The organism is Hyphococcus luteus (genome assembly GCF_002943565.1).
Lineage (GTDB): Bacteria > Pseudomonadota > Alphaproteobacteria > Caulobacterales > Parvularculaceae > Hyphococcus > Hyphococcus luteus.
Map to the genome: position 1 here is coordinate 812,047 of NZ_PJCH01000005.1, position 18,726 is coordinate 830,772.

The following is an 18,726-nucleotide window of genomic DNA, read 5'->3' on the forward strand; positions in this document are numbered from 1 at the left end:
ACGATGCCCCTAGGGCTGAGTTTGGCCGATCGGGCGGCCAAAATCCATAGCGTTAATGAAGGGTGAATTGGCGGGGCTCAGCGCTTGCGCCGGCTCGCAGCGATGAGCCCGCCGAGCCCGGCAAGCATCAGCGGCAGGGCCGGGGGCAGCGGCGTCACCAGCACCGGCGGCTCCGTATCGGGCGGACCTGAGGGAGGGCCCGAAGGCGGCCCTGTCGGCGGTCCCGACGGAGGCCCCGAAGGCGGGCCCGAGGAGGGCGGGTCTGATGGGCCCGGCAGGCCCGGAACGAGAAAGCCGGGAAAACCCCCGGAGGGCGGGACGGCGCCCGGCCCCCAGGACGCGCCAGGGCCGCCGCCGGGCGTCAGGTCCGGCGCAAGGGCGAGGCTGAGAGGATCGCCCGGAAAGGCGTCGCCGCCGGTTGCGCCGCTTCCCTCATCGTTTCCAGCGAGGGCGCGCAGCACAGCCTGCTGCAAGGGGCCGTCCTGCGTCTTGCGGGCGCGCGCGGCGCCGTCGCCGCGCTGCCTTTCCGCCGCAGCGGCATGCTGCGCCGCGACAGGGGCCCCGGCGGGCGTTCCGCCGTCGCCGCCATAAGGCCGGCAATAGACTTCCCAGACGCCGTTGCGCATGACCGCCGGATCGGCGTTGCTGCAGGCGGCTCCGGCTTTCCGCGCCCGGACAAGGCTTTCATAATCGGGGGGGATATCTGTCCCAATCAGGGACGCATCGGTGAGATCGCGCGCCTCGGCTGCGCCGCGGTCTTTGCCCGCAAAATACGCAAGAGGCGCGCAAACGCTCGTGATTAACGCAAAATAGACGACGAGCGTCAGGGCGCTGTGTCGCGAAAGTCGGCTTTCCATGGCCTGTCCGGCTCCTCATTTGAGGACCGGACATTCAATTTTCAGGCCTTTTTTAACGGTTTTCGGGCGCGCGGCCGGCATAGGGGCTGACAAAAGGTCTTTTCAGGCCTATATACGCATTCAAACGCTATCGGATTTGATAAGCGGGCCCCGCGGGGCCCGCTTTTTCGTTACCAAAAGGGCCTTTATATTGCTGCTTGAGGACCGTCTTGTCGCGCTCATCGAACCGGTCGTGAACAACGCCGGCTTCGAACTGGTGCGCGTGCGGATCACCGGCGGCCAGAAAAAGACGCTTCAGGTGATGGCCGAACGCCCGGACAGGACGATGAGCGCGGAGGATTGCGCCAAGCTTTCCCGCGCGCTCTCGCCGGTCCTCGATGAGGCCGACCCGATCGAGGGAAACTATAATCTTGAGGTCTCTTCGCCGGGCATCGACCGGCCGCTCGTCAGGCTGAAGGATTTCGACGACTGGCAAGGCTGGCCGGCGAAGCTCGAATTGAACCGCCTTGTTGAAGGCCGCAAGCGCTTCAAGGGCGTTGTCGCCGGCGTCGACGAAGGCAAGGTCGCCTTCGACATCGAGGGCGAAGAGGACACGGCGCTGTTTCCGCTCGAATGGATCGCCAGCGCCCAGCTCATTCTCACCGAAGAGCTGATCAGACAAACGATGAAGGCGGACAAGGAAACCCGCCAAACCACAGGAGAAGATGAGATGGAGACCTCTCAATGAACGCGGTAAGCGCCAACAAGCTGGAGCTCATCCAGATCGCCGATGCGGTCGCGCGCGAAAAGTCCATCGACAAATCCCTCGTTATCGAGGCCATGGAAGACGCGCTGGCGCGCGCCGCGCGCACCCGCTACGGCCATGAAACGCTGGTGAGAGCCGAGATCAATCCGCAGACCGGCGAGACCAAGCTGTGGCGCCTTCTCGAAGTGGTTGACGAGATTGAAAACGACCAGACCCAGATGACGCTGGAAGAAGCCCGTCACCGCAATCCGGAAGCGGAAGTCGGCGACTTCATGTCCGAGCCGCTGCCGCCGATCGATTTCGGCCGCCAGGCGGCCATGGGCGCGAAACAGGTGATCACGCAGAAAGTGCGCGAGGCCGAACGCGACCGTCAGTATGAAGACTTTAAAGACCGCATCGGCGAGATCATCAACGGCATCATCAAGCGCGTGGAATACGGCCATGTGATCGTCGATCTCGGCAAGGCCGAGGCGATTATCCGCCGCGACCAGCAATTGCCGCGCGAGAATTACCGCAATGGCGACCGCGTGCGCGCCTATATCATGGATGTGCGCCGCGAGACGCGCGGGCCGCAGATCTTTCTGTCGCGCTCCCATCCGCAATTCATGGCCAAGCTCTTCGAACAGGAAGTGCCGGAGGTTTATGACGGCGTCATCGAGATCAAGGCTGTCGCCCGCGATCCGGGCAGCCGCGCCAAGATCGGCGTTTTCTCCAAAGACCCGGGCATCGATCCCGTGGGCGCCTGCGTCGGCATGCGCGGCTCCCGCGTCCAGGCGGTGGTGAACGAGCTCGGCGGCGAGAAGATCGACATCGTGCCGTGGAACGAGAATGAAGCGACCTTCGTCGTCAACGCGCTCGCCCCGGCCGAGGTTTCCAAGGTCGTGCTCGACGAGGACTTGAAACGCATAGAAGTGGTGGTGCCGGACGAGCAATTATCCCTCGCCATCGGCCGGCGCGGTCAGAATGTTCGCCTCGCCTCGCAGCTCACCGGCTACGAGATCGACATCATGACCGAAGAAGAGGAAAGCGCGAAACGCCAGGAGGAATTCCGCGAGCGTTCCGAACTCTTCATGACCGGCCTCGACGTCGACGACATGATGGCGGGCCTTCTCGTGTCCGAAGGTTTCTCCAAGATCGAGGAGATCGCCTATGTGGACCTTGAGGAGCTGATGGAGATCGACGGTCTCGATGAAGAGACCGCTGAAGAACTCCAGGCCCGGGCCCGCGATTTCATCGAGGAAGAAAACAAGAAGCTCGACGAAAAGCGCAAAGAGCTTGGCGTTGAAGACGACCTCCTTGAAATGGACGGTCTCGATCTCAAAATGATTGTCACGCTCGGTGAAAACGACGTGAAATCGGTGGAAGACCTTGCGGGTTGCGCAACGGACGATCTCACCGGCTGGACGGAGCGCGTCGACGGAGAGCGCAAGCATTACGACGGCATGCTTGAAGCCTACAAGATCACGCCGGAAGACGCCGAGGATCTGATCATGCGCGCCCGCATCCAGGCCGGGTGGGTCACGCAGGAAGATCTCGACGCCATGAAGGCGGCGGAAGAAGAAGCTGAGGAGGCGGAGGCTGAAGCCAGCGCTTAAGGCAAAAGAGCCGGAGCGGCGCTGCGTGGCGACCGGCGCCGCCTTGACCCCGGAGACGGGGCTGCGGTTCGCGCTGTCGCCGGACGGCGAGCTCGCGCCGGACTTTTCGGCCAGGCTGCCGGGCCGCGGCGCCTGGCTGACGCCGGACCGGGCGCTGCTCGACGCGGCGCTCAAAAAAGGCGCCTTCGCGCGGTCGTTTAAAGCCGGCGTCACCGCCCCGGCGGATCTCGCCGAGCGGGTCGAGGCGGGACTGGCTAAACAGGCGCTTTCGGCGCTGGGCCTTGCGCGCCGCGCCGGCGATGTGGCGACGGGCTTTGAAAAGGTCCGCGCCATGCTGGCGGACGGGACCGCCGCGGTCCTTGTCAACGCCGCCGACGGCGGCGAGGACGGGCGGCGCAAGCTCGCGAGGGTCGCGGGCGATGCGGCGGTGGTGGAGCTGTTCAGCGAGGCTGAACTCGCCGCCGCGCTGGGCCGGGACGGGCCGACAGTGCATGTCGGCGTCAAAGCCGGCCCGGCGGCGCAGCGTTTCCTGAAGGAGGCGCGGCGCCTGACGGGATTTCGACGCGGCGAGAAAGCCGCGCAGAACTAAGGGTTCGCTGTGGACCCCGGCCCTTCGGGGCTGTATGTCGAAGGCGGTTTTCGCGCGAGGAAACGGGGTTTCCGGCGCGGGAGCCGAAAACAGGGCGCCGCATGGCGGCGCATTTGGAGATTGGATGAGCGACGACGTCGAAACTGAAACCAGCAAACCGCGCCGGCCCCTGACTTTGCGCCGCACGGAAACGGGCGCCGTGAAGCAGAGCTTCAGCCATGGCCGCTCGAAGACGGTTGTTGTCGAAACGAAAAAGCGCCGCGTCCTTTCGCCCAAGAAAGAAGCGGCGGAAGCCAAGCAGCCTGAGGAAAAGGAAGCGCCTGAGAAAAAGGCCGCCAAGCCTGAGGCCAAGAAAGCTGCGCCCGCCCCGTCCAAGACCAAGGAAGCCGAAGACAAGGCCAAGAAAGGCGCAGTCTTAAGGACGCTTTCCGATGACGAGAAACAAGCCCGCGCCCAAGCGCTCGCCAAATCCCGCAAGGAAAAAGCCGAGCGGGAAAAACGCGAAGCCGAAGAACGCGCCGAACGCGAGGCCCGCGAAGCCGAAGAACGCGCGCGTCTTGAAGTAGAGCGCAAACGCCAGGCCGAAGAAGAAGAAAAGCGCGCCCGCGAAGCCGAAGAACGCCGCAAGGCCGAAGAAGCCGCGCGCGAGGCGCTGGAAGAAGAAGAACGCGAGCGCAAAAAGCGCAACGCCGCAAAAACGGATGCGCGCGCCAAAGGCCGCGAAGAAGAAGAGCAGAAAGCGGACGCCAGCAAGGCGGAAGCGGACAACCCGCTGGCCCAGCTTGGCGGGCGCATCAAGACCCGCCGCAAGGGCGCCGGCGGCGACGACCGCCGCGACGCGAGCAAAGCCAAAGAGACGCCGCGCCGCCGCTCCGGCAAGCTGACCATCGCCAATGCACTTGACGACGAGGAGCGCCAGCGCTCGCTCGCCTCGGTGAAACGCGCCCGCGAACGCGAAAAGCTCGCCCGCCAGCAGCGCGGCGGCGAACGGGTTGTTCGCGATGTCGTCATCCCCGAAACCATCACCGTGCAGGAACTCGCCGCGCGCATGTCCATGCGCGCTGTCGACCTCGTCAAGGAATTGATGAAAGAGGGCCAGATGGTCACCGCAAACGCCACGCTCGACGCCGATACGGCGCAGCTCGTGGCGGAGGATCTCGGCCACTCCGTGAAGCGCGTTTCCGAAGCCGATGTCGAAGAAGGTCTTGAAGGCGCGGCCGACAAGCCGGAAGACATGAAGCCGCGTCCGCCGGTCGTGACCATCATGGGCCATGTGGACCACGGCAAGACGTCGCTGCTCGACGCCATGCGCCAGACCGACATCGTCGCGGGCGAAGCCGGCGGCATCACCCAGCATATCGGCGCCTATCAGGTCGATCTCGGCGACAACCGCAAGATCACGTTCCTCGATACGCCGGGCCACGCAGCCTTCACGCAAATGCGCTCGCGCGGCGCCCAGGTGACGGACATTATCATCCTCGTCGTCGCCGCAGACGATTCCATCATGCCGCAGACGGAAGAGGCGATCAGCCACGCCAAAGCCGCGGGCGTGCCGATCATCGTCGCCATCAACAAGGTCGACAAACCCGACGCCGATCCGAACAAGGTTCGCACCGATCTTCTCCAGCACGAGATTCAGGTCGAAAGCATGGGCGGCGACGTGCAGGACGTCGAAGTCTCGGCGCTGAAAAAAATGAATCTCGACGCGCTGCAGGACGCAATTTTGCTGCAGGCGGAGCTTTTGGAGCTCAAGGCCAATCCCGACCGCCCGGCCGAGGGCGCAGTGGTCGAGGCGCGTCTCGACAAGGGCCGCGGCGCCGTGGCGACCTTCCTGGTCGAACGCGGCACGCTGCATCGCGGCGACATTCTCGTCGTCGGCTCCGAATGGGGCAAGGTGCGCGCCATGCATGACGACAAGGGTCAGCAGGTGAAAGAAGCCGGGCCCGCTTATCCGGTGGAGGTTCTCGGTCTCGACGGCGTGCCCGAGCCCGGCGACAAGTTCAATGTTGTCGAGTCCGAAGCGCGGGCGCGCGAAGTGGCCGAATTCCGCAAGCGCCAGCGCCGCGACAAGGCCGCCGCCCAGACCTCGGGCACCTCGCTCGAGCAGATGATGGCGCAGCTTCAGGATGCGGAGATCAAGGAACTGCCGATTGTCATCAAGGGCGACGTGCAGGGCTCGATCGAGGCGATTGTCGGCTCGCTTGAAAAGATCAACACCGACGAAGTGCGCGTGAAAATCCTACATACGGGCGTCGGCGGCATTTCCGAAAGCGACGTCATTCTCGCCGAAGCGTCTTCCGCGCCGGTCATCGGCTTCAATGTCCGCGCCAACAAGCAGGCCCGCGACGAAGCTGAACGCAACGGCGTCGAAATCCGCTATTACTCGGTGATCTATAATCTCATCGACGACATCAAGGCGGCGCTTTCCGGCATGCTCGAGCCGGAGCTTCGCGAGACGTTCCTCGGCAATGCGGAAATCCTCGAGGTCTTCAATATCTCGAAGCAGGGTAAGGTCGCCGGCTGCCGGGTCACCGAAGGCCAGGTGCGCCGCGGCGCGAAAGTCCGCCTCATTCGCGACAATGTCGTCATCCACGAAGGCGAGCTGTCGCAATTGAAGCGCTTCAAGGACGACGTGCAGGAAGTGCCCGCCGGCCAGGAATGCGGCATGAGCTTCGCCAATTACGAAGACATGCGTCCCGGCGACGTCATCGAATGCTTCTCCGTTGAGAAGGTGACGCGGACGCTGTAAGAGCCGTGGCGGGAGAGGGTGAATGCTCCGCCTTTTCGATCCCGACCGCGACGGTCCTGCGCTTCACGCCGTGTTCGGCGATGAGGCGTGCTGCACTTATCTCGCCGGCCCGGCGGCAAAGTCCGTCGAAGAGACCGTCAGTCAGCTGAAAAAATGGAATGAGGGGACGCAAGAGACCACTTGGGCGATCGTCGAGCGCGAAGACGGCGAGGCGATGGGCCGCGCGACGCTGATCCCCCGCGAGCGCAATGTCTGGGAGATCGGGATCATGCTTTGTCCGGCGGCGCAGGGGCGCGGCCTCGCGACGAAGGCGCTCGCCGACATCATCGACCGCGGCTTCGATAAACTCGGCGCGCGGCGCATTTTCGCCGACATAGACGAAGAGAACGTTCCCTCGATCCGCCTGTTCGAGCGGCTCGGTTTCACCCGCGAAGGGCTCTTGAGGGCCAATTGGAAGACCCATATCGGCGTGCGCCATTCCGTCATTATGGGACTGGTCGAAACGGATGCGCGCCTCTGGAAATAAGGCCGTTGCCGGTCCCGAAATTCCGCGTCCGGCCCCTTTTTCTTAAGCTTTTGAACGCCTATCTTGCCCCCATGAGCCGGTTCTCCAGCAAAAAAGGCCCGTCCCAGCGCCAGTTGCGCGCCGGCGAGCTGATCCGTCATACGCTTTCCGAGATCATGCAGCGCGAGCCCCTGCGCGATCCGGCGCTTCAGGGCGTGTCGGTCACCATCACTGAGGTGCGCGTCTCGCCGGATTTGAAACAGGCGAGCGTTTACGCTGAGCCGCTCGGCGGCTACGCCGAAGACGAAGTCATCGCCGCGCTCAATCGCGTGGCCCCGCATTTGCGCGGGCTTCTCGGCAAGAAGATCGACATGAAATTCACGCCGGCTTTGAAATTCCGCCGCGACGACACTTTCGCCGAAGCGCAGAAGATCGACGAACTGCTGGCCCGGCCCGACGTCGCCCGCGACCTTCAGAAAAAATAGCGCCGGTTTCTGACGGCGCTTTTCTTGACCTTTTTGAGCGGAGCTGTTTGAAGGCTTGCCAAGCATCCGTTCCGCCGTCCAATCCGGCGCGGGAGCAAGAAGACTTAAGAACACGCGAGCATGAAGGAGGTCCGTCGCAATGGGCAGACGGCGCAAAAAGGGCCGGCCGGTCTCGGGCTGGCTGATCGTCGACAAGGCGTATGATTTCGGCTCGACTGAAGCGGTGTCGAAAGCGAAATGGCTGTTCCAGGCCCAGAAAGCCGGTCACGCCGGCACGCTCGACCCGCTGGCGACGGGCGTCTTGCCGATCGCCTTCGGCGAGGCGACCAAAACCTCCGCTTATGTGATGGATGCGGAAAAACATTACCGTTTCACCGCCCGCTGGGGCGAGGCCCGCGCGACCGACGACGCCGAAGGCGATGTGATTGCGACTTCCGACAAGCGACCGAGCCGAGAAGAGATTGAAGCGGTCATTCCGCAATTCACCGGCGAGATCGAACAGGTTCCGCCGAAATTCTCCGCCATCAAGGTCGGCGGCGAACGCGCTTACGACATCGCCCGCGACGGCGAGGAGGTGAAACTCGAGCCGCGCCTTGTGACGATTTACGATCTCAAGATCGTCGATACGCCGAGTGAAGATGAAACCGTCTTTGAGGCGGTGACCGGCAAGGGCGCTTATGTGCGCGCGCTGGTGCGCGACATGGCGCGCGCGCTTGGCACGGAAGGTTATGTGGCCGAACTGCGCCGTCTTGCGGTCGGCCCCTTGCGCGCTGAAGACGGGGTGACGCTCGCTGAGCTGGAAGCGATGGAGACGATGGAGGAACGCGACGGCGCGCTCCTGCCGATTCTCGACGCGCTTTCCGGCATGCGCCAGGCGCCGGTTGACGGTCCGCAGGCGGACAAGCTGCGCCGCGGCCAGCCCGCCGTGATTTCGCCGGCGACGGCGAAGGGCGTGCGGGGAGACGAGGCCGGACTTGTGGAAGGCGTCCTCGCCGTCATGCATGACGAGGCGGTGGCGGTCTGCGCGCTTGACGGGCTGAAGCTTAAACCCACCCGGGTCTTCAACGCCTGAGCCCGTCAGGGGCGGCGCGCAAACGACGGCGGCGAGCTTTTCTCGCGGGCTCAGACCGGCGGAAAGAACTGACTTAGCCGCAGCGGCAGGCTTCGTCGTCTATTGATTGATCTTCCACGCCGTCACCGTGCCCGGCCGCCAGTTCGGCGCGATGGCGATGTCGCCGTAAACATTGAGATCGTTCTGGCTGATTCCGGCCTCACGCGTGTCGATGAGTTTGGTCGGTTCGCCTTCGGGCGAAACGTAAAAAATCTCGCCGACTACGGTGGAGACGAGCCATCCGTCGTCTTCGACGAGGCCGACGCCGTCGGCCGTCATCATGCCGTTTGCGATTTCCGTTAACCGGCCTTGCGCGTCGACGACGTAGAGCGAGCCGGTGTCCATGGTGACGGCGTACAGCGTCTCGCCGGCGCCGAGAACGCCGTTCACTTTGCCGAGCCGGTCGTCGGTGATCCAGACGGACGCTGCGCCGTCCTCGATTTTGAGGATTGAGTTCGTCAGCGAGTCCGAAACGTAAACGGCGCCGTTCCAGACGGTGGCGTCGTTCAGGAACTTCGCGCCTTCAACGGCGATGTCGCCTTTGTCTTCGCCGCTTGCGGCGTCGATCATCCGCACCCGGTCGATATCGGCGATATAAAGAACGCCGTCCAGCACCGCCATGCCTTTTGGCGCGTTGAAACCGTCGGCGAAGCGCTCCGTAATCATCGCGCCGTCCGCCGAAATCAGGGATATCCAGCCTTCGCCGTCCTTGTCGGGGCCTTCGCCGGCGACATTGGAGATGAAATAACCACCGCCGGGCGCCGCGGCTGAGCCTTCCGGCGCGGAAAAGCCTTCGGCGAGCCAGAGCTGTTTGAGTTCTGGCTGAGCAGGGGCGATATTCTCAGACGCGGCCGGCTTTTCGGCGGAACACGCCGCGGCGCTAATGGCGAAAATAGAAATAAGCAGTGAATGACGCACGTCTTTCTCCCTGGCGCGGTCCAACCGGGATCGCATGAGCCTCAAAAAGGGTTAAGAAAAGCGGCAAGCAGCGTTTAGTTGCCGCGTTTGCGGCGGAACGCAAAGCCTGCGCCCGTCAATCCGGCGAGGAACAGCGGCGCCGCAGCGGGCAGCGGCACGTCCGAGACCGGCTCGGTCGAAGTGTAAAATTCGCCGAAAAACTCGTTCTCAACGCCGCCGACCAGCTCGCGTATAATGACCGAGTCAAACGCAAGGCTTGAGATGACGCCGATAAAGGCAGCGGCATCATTCGGTGCGTTGAACTGAACGGAATCGAAACAGCTTCCGCCGTCGCAAAGCGAGATTTCAAAAGTGGAGTCGACAAACGGCGCATTCACCAGGGGATCGTTTTCGGGTTCGACAAAATCGAAACCGAACGAAAAGACGTCGCCGCCGAAATCGGCGTTGATGTCTTCATCGCCGTTGACGGCGAACTGGTTGCCGGCGATCCGGTTCGTCCAGTCTTGCGTGAAGTTCAGCGTGCTCGGGTTTTCCGCAGAAAATGTCGTCGATCCCACCGTATAGGAGGTCAGGCCGCCGGCGACGATCGGGATCGGGCCGGTGGCGCTGGTCGCGCCTGTGGTCGACAGGAAGCCGGCCTTGTTTGTGACAAGCACGGCGGCGTCGGCGGCGGCGAGAGCGGCGGAAAAAGCCGCCGTTCCGGCGAGCGCCGCTTTAAGGCATGGATGCATGATGATCTCCCCCAAATGCAATCTGTTAACCCTAAACCTTCCTCTTGCGGGCGGCAACCGCCGGAGGATTTCAGTCCAGGAATGCAGTCTGTCGCGTCTTTGCCGGATGTCAGAGACGGCCGCTTCGGTTCGAGGGCGTCCCGCCGTCATTTATGATGAAGCGGCGGCGATCGGCGCGCTCAAGATGAAGCCGACGCGGGCGTTCAGCCTTTAAGCGGGGGCAGGCTCGACCGGTCCGATCGCCTTCGCGATCGCTGCGAGATCGCGGTCGAGTTTGTCGGATTTCACGTCGAAGGCGGCGGCGATCTCGCGAAACCGCCAGCGCCAGTCAAGGCGGGCGAGCGCCATACGGTGATTAAGCGCCGCCCGCTCGGGCGACCATCCGGCAATCGCGTCGGTGATTTCCCCGAGAGACTTGTCCCGGTCGGGTGTTGAAAGGTTGACGGTCGCTTCCGGCCAAAACAGTTTTTGCATCGTCATGTCGGAAACGGGCTGCACGCCGATCACGGTCGCGCCGCAGGCGAGGGCGTCCGTCCAGCGTCCTGTTACATATTCCTTGTTCGGGTGGGTATTGGCGCTTTCGTCTGTGAAATTGCTGTGCGCCAGCACGAATTTCGCGCGTTTGTAATAATCGAACGCATTTTGGTAATCCGTTTTCGGGCCTTTCGGCTCCGGCGGCCGGCCCTGATAGCGCAGGCCCTTCGTCTCGAACAAGGCTTTGGCGTCGTCGTCGTTTTCCCAGGAGGCGGGCTGGCGGCCTATGCGCAGCAGGTCGATATCCTTATGCGGCGGGTTTTCGCCGATGCCGAGCACGTCCGATCCCCAGCTGAGGTAAGTGGTCGGAATTTTGGTCGCTGCTTCATATTCCTCAGCGTCGTTGCCATAGGTGATGAAAAGCCGGTCATAGTTGCGCAGGACGCCGGCGTTCGGTAGGTAATTCAGCCAGAAAGAATCGATAATCCAGGCCCCGACCTGTCGAAATGCGGTTCGCCAGCCCTCATAGCGGGAGAGCATCTTGAGCTCCCCCGGGTGTCTCGCGATGAAGAGGCAATCGGGTTTGTCAGCGCCTTTCCGGCGGGGGATCGCCTGAAACAGCTTGCCGAGCGGATTGGCGGATCGCTGTGAAGGGACCGTCAGGGGGGCGTCGAAAAGGTCGGCGGCGAGATTGATCATATGGGTGATCGGCACCCATCCGGGATCGCTCGCTCCAGGGTAAATAATGACGAGATTGCTCATGCGAAGTCCGGCCAGCCTGCGCGGCTCCGCTTACAGGGTAGGGGGGAAAAGCGCAACAAAAAGCGCAATTCCGGGGCTTTGGCGGGCGCGGCTTCGCCGCCCCAGCCCTTGCATCCAGTTCCCTTTTCCCCCATAAGCCGCCCATCTTTTGCGACCCTGCTGGACGGCGTCCCGGCGGGGCCGGTATTTTCTTGGGACGCCGCGGAGAAATTTTATGTCGATTACGGCTGGCCGTAAGGCTGAACTCATCAAAAAATTCGCTGTGAAATCCGACGACACGGGCTCGCCCGAGGTCCAGGTTGCGATCCTGACGGAGCGCATTACGAACCTCACCGAGCACTTCAAGGAACACAAGAAAGACAACCACTCGCGCCGCGGGCTCCTCAAAATGGTGTCCCAGCGCCGCCGGCTTCTGGATTATGTGAAGCGCAACGACGAAGCGCGTTATAAGAAGCTGATCGAAGAACTTGGCCTGCGCCGCTAGGCCGCGCGCCGCGCGTCCGCAAAAGACGCGCGGCTCTTAAATCTGGCCCGGCCAGGAGATGCTTATATGAAACTTTCCGGAACCTCCGCGATTGTCACCGGCGGCGCGTCGGGTCTTGGCGGCGCCACGGCGCAAGCGCTGGCGAAGGAAGGCGTCAAGGTCGCCCTCTGGGACCTTAATGAGGATAAGGGCGAAGAACACGCCAAAGCGCTTGGCGGGATCTTCTGCAAGACCAATGTCGCCGAGGAAGAAAGCGTCGCCGACGCGCTCGCGAAAACCGTCGCAGCGCATGGAACGCCCTGGATCCTCGTCAACTGCGCAGGGATCGCCACGGCGGGCAAGACCGTCGGCAAGAACGGTCCGCACTCGCTTGAGATGTTTAAAAAGACGCTCGACGTCAATCTCGCAGGCACCTTCAACTGCATCCGCCTTGTCGCTGCGGAAATGGAAAAGAACGAGCCGCAGGATGACGGCGAACGCGGCGCGATTATCTGCACCGCGTCCGTCGCCGCTTATGAAGGGCAGATCGGTCAGGCGGCGTATGCGGCGTCGAAAGCGGGCGTCGCGGGCATGACCCTGCCGATCGCGCGGGACCTGATGAACGCCGGCATCCGTGTCAACACCATCGCGCCCGGCATTTTCTGGACGCCCATGCTCGCAGGCATGGACCAGAAGGTGCAGGACGCGCTCGGCGCCATGGTGCCGTTCCCGAAACGGCTTGGGCGTCCCGATGAATACGCCTCTCTCGCTGTAGAGATGTGCAAGAACACGATGATCAACGGCGCCGTCTTTCGAATTGACGGGGCCATCCGAATGCAGCCGAAATAAACGCCGCGCCGCCGAAAGGGCGGCGTTGTCGTTTTCGGCTTCATACCCACGGCGTCATGCGATCCGCGTATGGCGCATTACGAGAAGAGAAGAGAAACTATGTTCAATATCACGAAAAAATCGATTGAGTGGGGCGGACGCACGCTGACCCTCGAAACAGGGCGCATGGCGCGCCAGGCCGACGGCGCCGTGCTCGCCACCTATGGCGACACGACCGTGCTCGCCGCGGTCACCGCCGCGAAGGAACCGAACCCGAATTTCGATTTCTTTCCCCTCACCGTGCATTATCAGGAGCGTTATTACGCGGCCGGCCGCGTTCCGGGCGGCTATTTCAAGCGTGAAGCGCGCCCGACCGAAAAAGAAACCCTGACGTCGCGTCTGATCGACCGTCCCGTCCGTCCGCTTTTCGTCAAGGGCTTCAAAAACGAAGTGCTTGTCGTCGCGCAGGTTCTTTCCCACGATCTTGAGAACGATCCGGATGTGGTGGCGATGATCGCCGTTTCCGCCGCGCTGACGATTTCCGGCGTTCCTTTCATGGGCCCCATTGGCGCGGCACGCGTCGGCTATATCGACGGCGAATATGTCTTGAACCCGCAGCTCGACGAGATGCCGGAAACCAAGCTCGATCTCGTCATGGCCGGCACCGCCGACGCGGTGATGATGGTGGAATCGGAAGCGAAAGAACTCTCCGAAGACGTCATGCTCGGCGCCGTCAATTTCGGCCACAAGGCGGCGAAAGAAGCGATCGGTCTCATCATCGATTTCGCCGAAGAAGCTGCGAAAGAGCCGTGGGATTTCACCCCGCCGGACAATTCCGACGTTGAAAGCAAGGTGCGCGCGCTCGTCGAAGACGACGTTCGCGCCGCTTACAAAATCGTCGTCAAGCAGGACCGTCAGGACGCGCTCGCCGCGGCGAAAGCGAAAGCGGTCGAAGCGCTGTGCGATGAGGAAGACGACAGCGCGCCGTCGAAATCGGTGGTCGGCGGCGCCTTCAAGGCGATCGAGTCCGACATTGTTCGAAACGGCATCCTCGATACGGGCGAACGCATCGACGGCCGCGACACCAAGACGGTCCGTCCGATCGTCGCCGAAGCCGGCCTCCTGCCGCGCACCCACGGTTCGGCGCTGTTCACTCGCGGCGAAACACAGGCGCTTGTGGTCGCAACGCTCGGCACCGGCGAGGACGAACAGTTCATCGACGCGCTCGCCGGCACTTACAAAGAGCAGTTTCTCCTGCATTATAACTTCCCGCCCTATTCGGTCGGCGAAGTCGGGCGCATGGGCTTTACCGGACGCCGTGAAATCGGCCACGGCAAGCTCGCCTGGCGCGCCATGAAGGCGGTGATCCCGCCCCAGGAAGAGTTTCCTTACGTCATCCGTCTCGTCTCGGAGATCACCGAGTCCAACGGCTCGTCCTCCATGGCGACGGTCTGCGGCTCCTCGCTGGCGCTGATGGACGCCGGCGTGCCGGTGAAGCGGCCGGTGGCCGGCATCGCCATGGGCCTCATCCTCGAGGGCGAGAAATTCGCGGTCCTCTCCGACATTCTCGGCGACGAGGACCATCTCGGCGACATGGACTTCAAGGTCGCCGGCACCGACGAAGGCGTCACTTCCCTGCAAATGGACATCAAGATCGCGGGCATCACCGAGGAGATCATGAAGACCGCGCTCGCCCAGGCGAAAGACGGCCGCATGCACATTCTCGGCGAGATGTCGAAAGCGCTCGATCACGCCCGCGACGATCTCGGCGATTATGCGCCGCGCATCGAAACGATGCAGATCGCCAAGGACAAGATCCGCGACGTCATCGGCTCGGGCGGCAAGATCATCCGCCAGATCGTCGAGGAGACCGGCGCCAAGGTCGACATCAATGATGACGGCCTGATCAAGATCGCCTCCAACGACAAGGAAAAGATCGATGCGGCGTATAAATGGATTCACTCCATCGTCGCCGAGCCGGAAGTCGGGGAGATCTACAAAGGCAAAGTGGTCAAGACCATGGATTTCGGCGCCTTTGTGAACTTCTTCGGCGCCCGCGACGGCCTCGTCCACATCTCGCAGCTCGCCGACGGCCGTCCGGAAAAGACGACCGACGTCGTGAAAGAGGGCGATGAGGTCTTTGTGAAGCTTCTCGGCTTCGACGACCGCGGCAAGGTGCGCCTTTCCATGAAAATCGTCGATCAGGAGACGGGCAAGGAAATCGAGCGCGATTAAGCGCTTGAACCTGTTGAAAAACAGTCCGAAAGCGGCGCCTGTGGCAAACGGGCGCCGCTTTTCGTTTTTTCCGGCCCCCGCCCGCCTTCCGCGCTTTGGCGCCGGGGCGGAGAGCGCTAAGGTCAGCCTTATTCGCGGCCGTTCATGAAGGAGAGCTCAATCATGCGCGTTCACCGGAACATCGGTCTTTCGCTCATCGGGTCTTTGTCCTTGTTCGCGCTGGCGGGGTGCGGCGAGCGCGGAGCTGAGGCGCCAAGGGCGGAAGCGCCTGCCGAAAACGCGGCGCCGGAAGCCGCGCCCTTAAGCGCTGACGAACAGCTCGCCGCCATGGCGGAGCGTCATGCGAAGGCCGTGCTGGCCGTGACGCCGGAAGCCGCGACCATGCTGGGCGTCGGCGAGGACATGGCGGGCGAAGGCTTTTCCGCACGGCTGGGCGGTTACGGCTTCGAAGCGAATGAACGCATCCGCGCCATGAATGAAGAGTTTCTGCAGGAGATCAGGAGCCTCGACCGGCGCGCGCTGAGCGATGAGGCGGTCATCACCTATGACGTGTTGCGCAACGCCTATCAGACCGGGGCCCGGCGCAACCAGTTTCCCTTCGGCGGCGCGACGCCGTTTGCGTCCGCAAGCCCCTATCCGGTGACGCAGCTTTCCGGCCCGCATCTCTACCTGCCGCGCCTCATGCTGACCCAGCACAAGATCGAGAGCCGTCAGGATGCGGAGGACTACCTGTCGCGCCTCGCCGAGTTCGGCCGGGTTTTCGACGAAACCGTGGAGACGATCAGCGGCGATGCGGCGCTCCTGGTGACGCCGCCGGGTTTCGCCATTGACGGCGCTCTCAACGCCATTGCGGGTTTCACCGCGCCGGCGCCGGCGGAAAATCCGCTGGCGACGAATTTCTTTGCGAAGATCGAGGCGGTTGACGGCCTCTCCGATGAAGATCGCGATAATCTTTCGGCGCGCGCCGTCCAGGCGGTGGAGCAAAATGTCTACCCCGCCTATGCGCGGCTCGCCGCGGCGCTTGAAAATTTAAAGCCGCAAGCGGGCCCCGATGCGGGCGTCTGGCGGCTCGGGCCTGACGGCTCCGCGTTTTACGCCCATGCCCTGACGTCTTACGGCGCGGGGCGCCTGACGCCGGACGAAGTGCATGAGCTCGGTCTCTCCGAAGTCGCGCGCATCACCGGCGAAATGGATGCGATCTTAAAGCGCGAAGGGCTCTCCGAAGGTACGGTCGCGGAACGGTTTGTCGCCATCGGCGCGCGCGAAGAGATGCGCTATCCCAACACCGACGAGGGCCGTGAAGAAATCCTTTCCGATCTCAACGGCCAGGTCGAGGAAATCATGGCGCGCGCCGGCGACTGGTTTGGGACGCTGCCCGAGCAGGCGGTCGAGGTGCGGCGCATTCCGGTTTACGAACAGGATTCCTCATCGGGCGGGTATTATTCTTCGCCGCCGCTGGACGGCTCGCGGCCCGGCATTTTCTGGATCAACCTGAAAGACACCGCCGACTGGCCGAAACACACGCTGAAGACGCTGACCTATCACGAGGCGGTTCCGGGCCACCATTTCCAGCGTTCGCTCGAGCGCGCCGCCGGTCTGCCGCTGATCCGCAACATGCTCGGCTATTCGGAGTTCGCCGAGGGCTGGGCGCTTTACGCCGAGCAGGTGGCCGCGGAGATGGGGCTTTACGCCGACGATCCGCTCGGCGATCTCGGCCGTCTTCAGTCGGAACTCTTCCGCGCCGCGCGGCTCGTGGTCGACACCGGCCTGCATCACAAGCAATGGACCCGCGAACAGGCGATCGACTACATGCAGGGCGTCACCGGCGATACGCGCGCCTCGGTGACCCGCGAGATCGAGCGTTACGCCGTCTGGCCGGGCCAGGCCTGCTCCTATAAGCTCGGTATGCTGAAGATCAATGAACTACGCGACAAGGCGGAAGAGGCGCTTGGCCCCGATTTCGACATCCGCGAGTTTCATGACGAGATCCTGCTGACCGGCTCCATGCCGCTGCCGGTTCTGGAGCGCAAGATCAAGGACTGGATCAAAGAAAAGCAGGGCGCCTGACCGGGCGTTGAAGCATAAAAAGGAAGACCATTGTTTAGAAAATTGCTCGCCGCCATCCTTTTGATTTTTCTCTATGCCGGCTGCGCCGCCGCGCAGGAGGAGGAGAAAAAGCAGGAAGAAAAAGCCGAAAACGCGAAAGAGGCGCCGCCGGAGCCGCGGGTTTTCGAAAACAAGGGCCGCGTGAGCGTCAACGGCAAGACGGTCAGCTATCGCGTGATTGCCGGCGAGACCTATCTCAAGGACGACAAGGGCGAGCCGGTGGCGTCGATTTTCTCCACCACCTACCTCGCCGACGGCTACTCCGACCCGCGCCAGCGCCCGGTGGCCTTCATCTTCAATGGCGGGCCGGGCTCCGCGTCGCTGTGGCTTCATATGGGCATGTTCGGTCCGAAGCGGGTCGTTCTGCCCGATCATGGCGATGACGGCGCGGCGCCGTTCAACGTCACAGCCAATACGCAGTCCATCCTCGACGTCGCTGACATGGTGTTCATCGATCCTGTGGGCACCGGCTGGTCGAAAACCCTCGGCGAGACCAAGACCGACGATTACTGGGGCGTCAAACAGGACGCCGCCTCCGTGCGCGAATTCATCCGCCGCTGGCTGATCGAACACAAGCGCTGGAACTCGCCGAAATATCTGATCGGTGAAAGTTACGGCACGACCCGCTCGGGCGCATTGCTCGACGCGCTCGAAGGCGGATGGAACGACATCGCCATGAACGGCGTCGTGCTCATTTCCTCTGTCCTGAATTTCAGTCTCGACGCCACCGACAACGGCAACGATGTCGGCTATATCGGCATCATGCCGAGCTATGCGGCGGCGGCCTGGTATCATGAGAAAGTCGACCGCGCCAAATGGGACGGCGATTTCGACCGCTTTTTGAAAGAAGCGCGCGCCTTCGCGACCGACGAATACATGCCTGCGCTTCTAAAGGGCCAGCTTCTGGCGCCGGAAGCGCATGATGCGGTGGTCGACAAGCTCGCCGGTTTTATCGGTCTGACGCCCAGCTATATCGACCGCTCGAACATGCGCGTGCCGCTGTTCCGGTTCATGCGCGAGCTTTTGCGCGACAAAGGCGTCACGATCGGCCGTTTTGACGCCCGCTTCACCGGCGTCGAGCCCGACGGCGTTTCGGAGTTTCCGGAAGACGATCCGTCCGGCTACGGCATTGACGGCGCTTATACGGCGGCGATGCTCGATTATTACACCCGCGATCTCGGCGTCGACATCACCGACCGCTATGTGACCCTCGGCGGCGTCACCGAATGGAACTGGGACGCCGATGAGGGCGGCGGCGACAATTCCTATGTGAATGTTGCGCCCTGGATCGAGCGCGCCATGCGTCAGAACAAGGACCTGCGCGTTCTTTCCGCCAACGGCTATTACGATATGGCGACGCCTTTCTTCGGCACGGAGATGACCCTGGCGCAGCCGGGCTTTGACCGGTCGCGCCTAAAGATCGCCTATTATCCGGCGGGCCACATGATGTATCTGCACCAGCCCTCTTTCGAAAAGCTGGCGGCGGATGTGAGGGCCTTTATTTCCGGGGAATAAGCGGTCCGGCGCACCATCCGCACGGGCGCTCTTGATCGAGATCAAGCAGGGGTTATCT

The 18,726-nt window shown here is 62.8% G+C and carries 16 protein-coding genes; 12 read left to right on the forward strand and 4 right to left on the reverse strand.

The genetic code is table 11. From position 1 onward, the window contains the following. Positions 1–77: 77 nt before the first annotated feature. A complete protein-coding gene (locus CW354_RS23365; RefSeq protein ID WP_165793527.1) occupies positions 78–857 on the reverse strand; it encodes a hypothetical protein in 780 nt (259 codons plus the stop codon). Positions 858–1,047: 190 nt separating this feature from the next. On the opposite strand from CW354_RS23365, the gene rimP reads away from it, so the two are divergent. From rimP to truB, 7 genes are all read left to right on the forward strand, one after another. Further along, complete coding sequence (gene rimP, locus CW354_RS08860) at positions 1,048–1,584, forward strand: ribosome maturation factor RimP (protein ID WP_243396334.1); 537 nt, start codon at positions 1,048–1,050, stop codon at positions 1,582–1,584. Further along, entirely contained in the window at positions 1,581–3,197 is a 1,617-nt protein-coding gene (gene nusA / locus CW354_RS08865; RefSeq protein WP_104829643.1) for a transcription termination factor NusA, read from the forward strand. The genes rimP and nusA overlap by 4 nt, the downstream gene beginning before the upstream one ends. Before the next feature lie 25 nt (positions 3,198–3,222). Beyond that, positions 3,223–3,786: an RNA-binding protein gene (locus CW354_RS08870; protein WP_165793609.1), complete on the forward strand. Its 564-nt coding sequence runs from the start codon at positions 3,223–3,225 to the stop codon at positions 3,784–3,786. 124 nt (positions 3,787–3,910) lie between these two features. Further along, positions 3,911–6,535 carry a translation initiation factor IF-2 gene (gene infB, locus CW354_RS08875; protein WP_104830069.1) on the forward strand — a complete coding sequence of 875 codons (2,625 nt, stop codon included), beginning with the start codon at positions 3,911–3,913 and terminating at the stop codon, positions 6,533–6,535. A gap of 22 nt (positions 6,536–6,557) precedes the next feature. Further along, positions 6,558–7,061: a GNAT family N-acetyltransferase gene (locus CW354_RS08880; RefSeq protein WP_104829645.1), complete on the forward strand. Its 504-nt coding sequence runs from the start codon at positions 6,558–6,560 to the stop codon at positions 7,059–7,061. Between the two features lie 71 nt (positions 7,062–7,132). Then, positions 7,133–7,525, forward strand: coding sequence for a 30S ribosome-binding factor RbfA (rbfA, locus tag CW354_RS08885; RefSeq protein WP_104830070.1), 393 nt, complete (start codon positions 7,133–7,135; stop codon positions 7,523–7,525). A gap of 139 nt (positions 7,526–7,664) precedes the next feature. Continuing rightward, positions 7,665–8,597: a tRNA pseudouridine(55) synthase TruB gene (truB, locus tag CW354_RS08890; protein WP_104829646.1), complete on the forward strand. Its 933-nt coding sequence runs from the start codon at positions 7,665–7,667 to the stop codon at positions 8,595–8,597. A gap of 99 nt (positions 8,598–8,696) precedes the next feature. On the opposite strand, the gene CW354_RS08895 is transcribed toward truB, so the two are convergent. The 3 genes from CW354_RS08895 to CW354_RS08905 all read right to left on the reverse strand — a co-directional run bounded on the left by CW354_RS08895 (position 8,697) and on the right by CW354_RS08905 (position 11,521). Continuing rightward, a complete protein-coding gene (locus tag CW354_RS08895) occupies positions 8,697–9,554 on the reverse strand; it encodes an SMP-30/gluconolactonase/LRE family protein (protein WP_133162250.1) in 858 nt (285 codons plus the stop codon). Positions 9,555–9,628: 74 nt separating this feature from the next. Further along, entirely contained in the window at positions 9,629–10,285 is a 657-nt protein-coding gene (locus CW354_RS08900) for a VPLPA-CTERM sorting domain-containing protein (RefSeq protein ID WP_133162251.1), read from the reverse strand. A gap of 210 nt (positions 10,286–10,495) precedes the next feature. Then, positions 10,496–11,521 carry a glycosyltransferase gene (locus CW354_RS08905; protein WP_104829649.1) on the reverse strand — a complete coding sequence of 342 codons (1,026 nt, stop codon included), beginning with the start codon at positions 11,519–11,521 and terminating at the stop codon, positions 10,496–10,498. A gap of 148 nt (positions 11,522–11,669) precedes the next feature. Between CW354_RS08905 and rpsO the strand changes: the two genes are divergently transcribed. The 5 genes from rpsO (at position 11,670) to CW354_RS08930 (ending at position 18,668) form a co-directional block, all read left to right on the forward strand. After that, positions 11,670–12,005 (forward strand): 30S ribosomal protein S15, encoded by a 336-nt coding sequence (rpsO, locus tag CW354_RS08910; RefSeq protein WP_423793523.1) that lies wholly within the window; start codon positions 11,670–11,672, stop codon positions 12,003–12,005. A gap of 66 nt (positions 12,006–12,071) precedes the next feature. Then, positions 12,072–12,833: a 3-hydroxyacyl-CoA dehydrogenase gene (locus tag CW354_RS08915; protein ID WP_104829651.1), complete on the forward strand. Its 762-nt coding sequence runs from the start codon at positions 12,072–12,074 to the stop codon at positions 12,831–12,833. A 99-nt stretch (positions 12,834–12,932) separates the two neighbouring features. Next, positions 12,933–15,047, forward strand: a complete 2,115-nt coding sequence (gene pnp / locus CW354_RS08920; protein ID WP_104829652.1) for a polyribonucleotide nucleotidyltransferase — start codon at positions 12,933–12,935, stop codon at positions 15,045–15,047. Between the two features lie 162 nt (positions 15,048–15,209). Then, positions 15,210–17,114: a DUF885 domain-containing protein gene (locus CW354_RS08925; RefSeq protein WP_165793610.1), complete on the forward strand. Its 1,905-nt coding sequence runs from the start codon at positions 15,210–15,212 to the stop codon at positions 17,112–17,114. 30 nt (positions 17,115–17,144) lie between these two features. Then, positions 17,145–18,668 (forward strand): S10 family peptidase, encoded by a 1,524-nt coding sequence (locus CW354_RS08930; RefSeq protein ID WP_165793611.1) that lies wholly within the window; start codon positions 17,145–17,147, stop codon positions 18,666–18,668. The last annotated feature ends 58 nt before the right edge of the window (positions 18,669–18,726 follow it).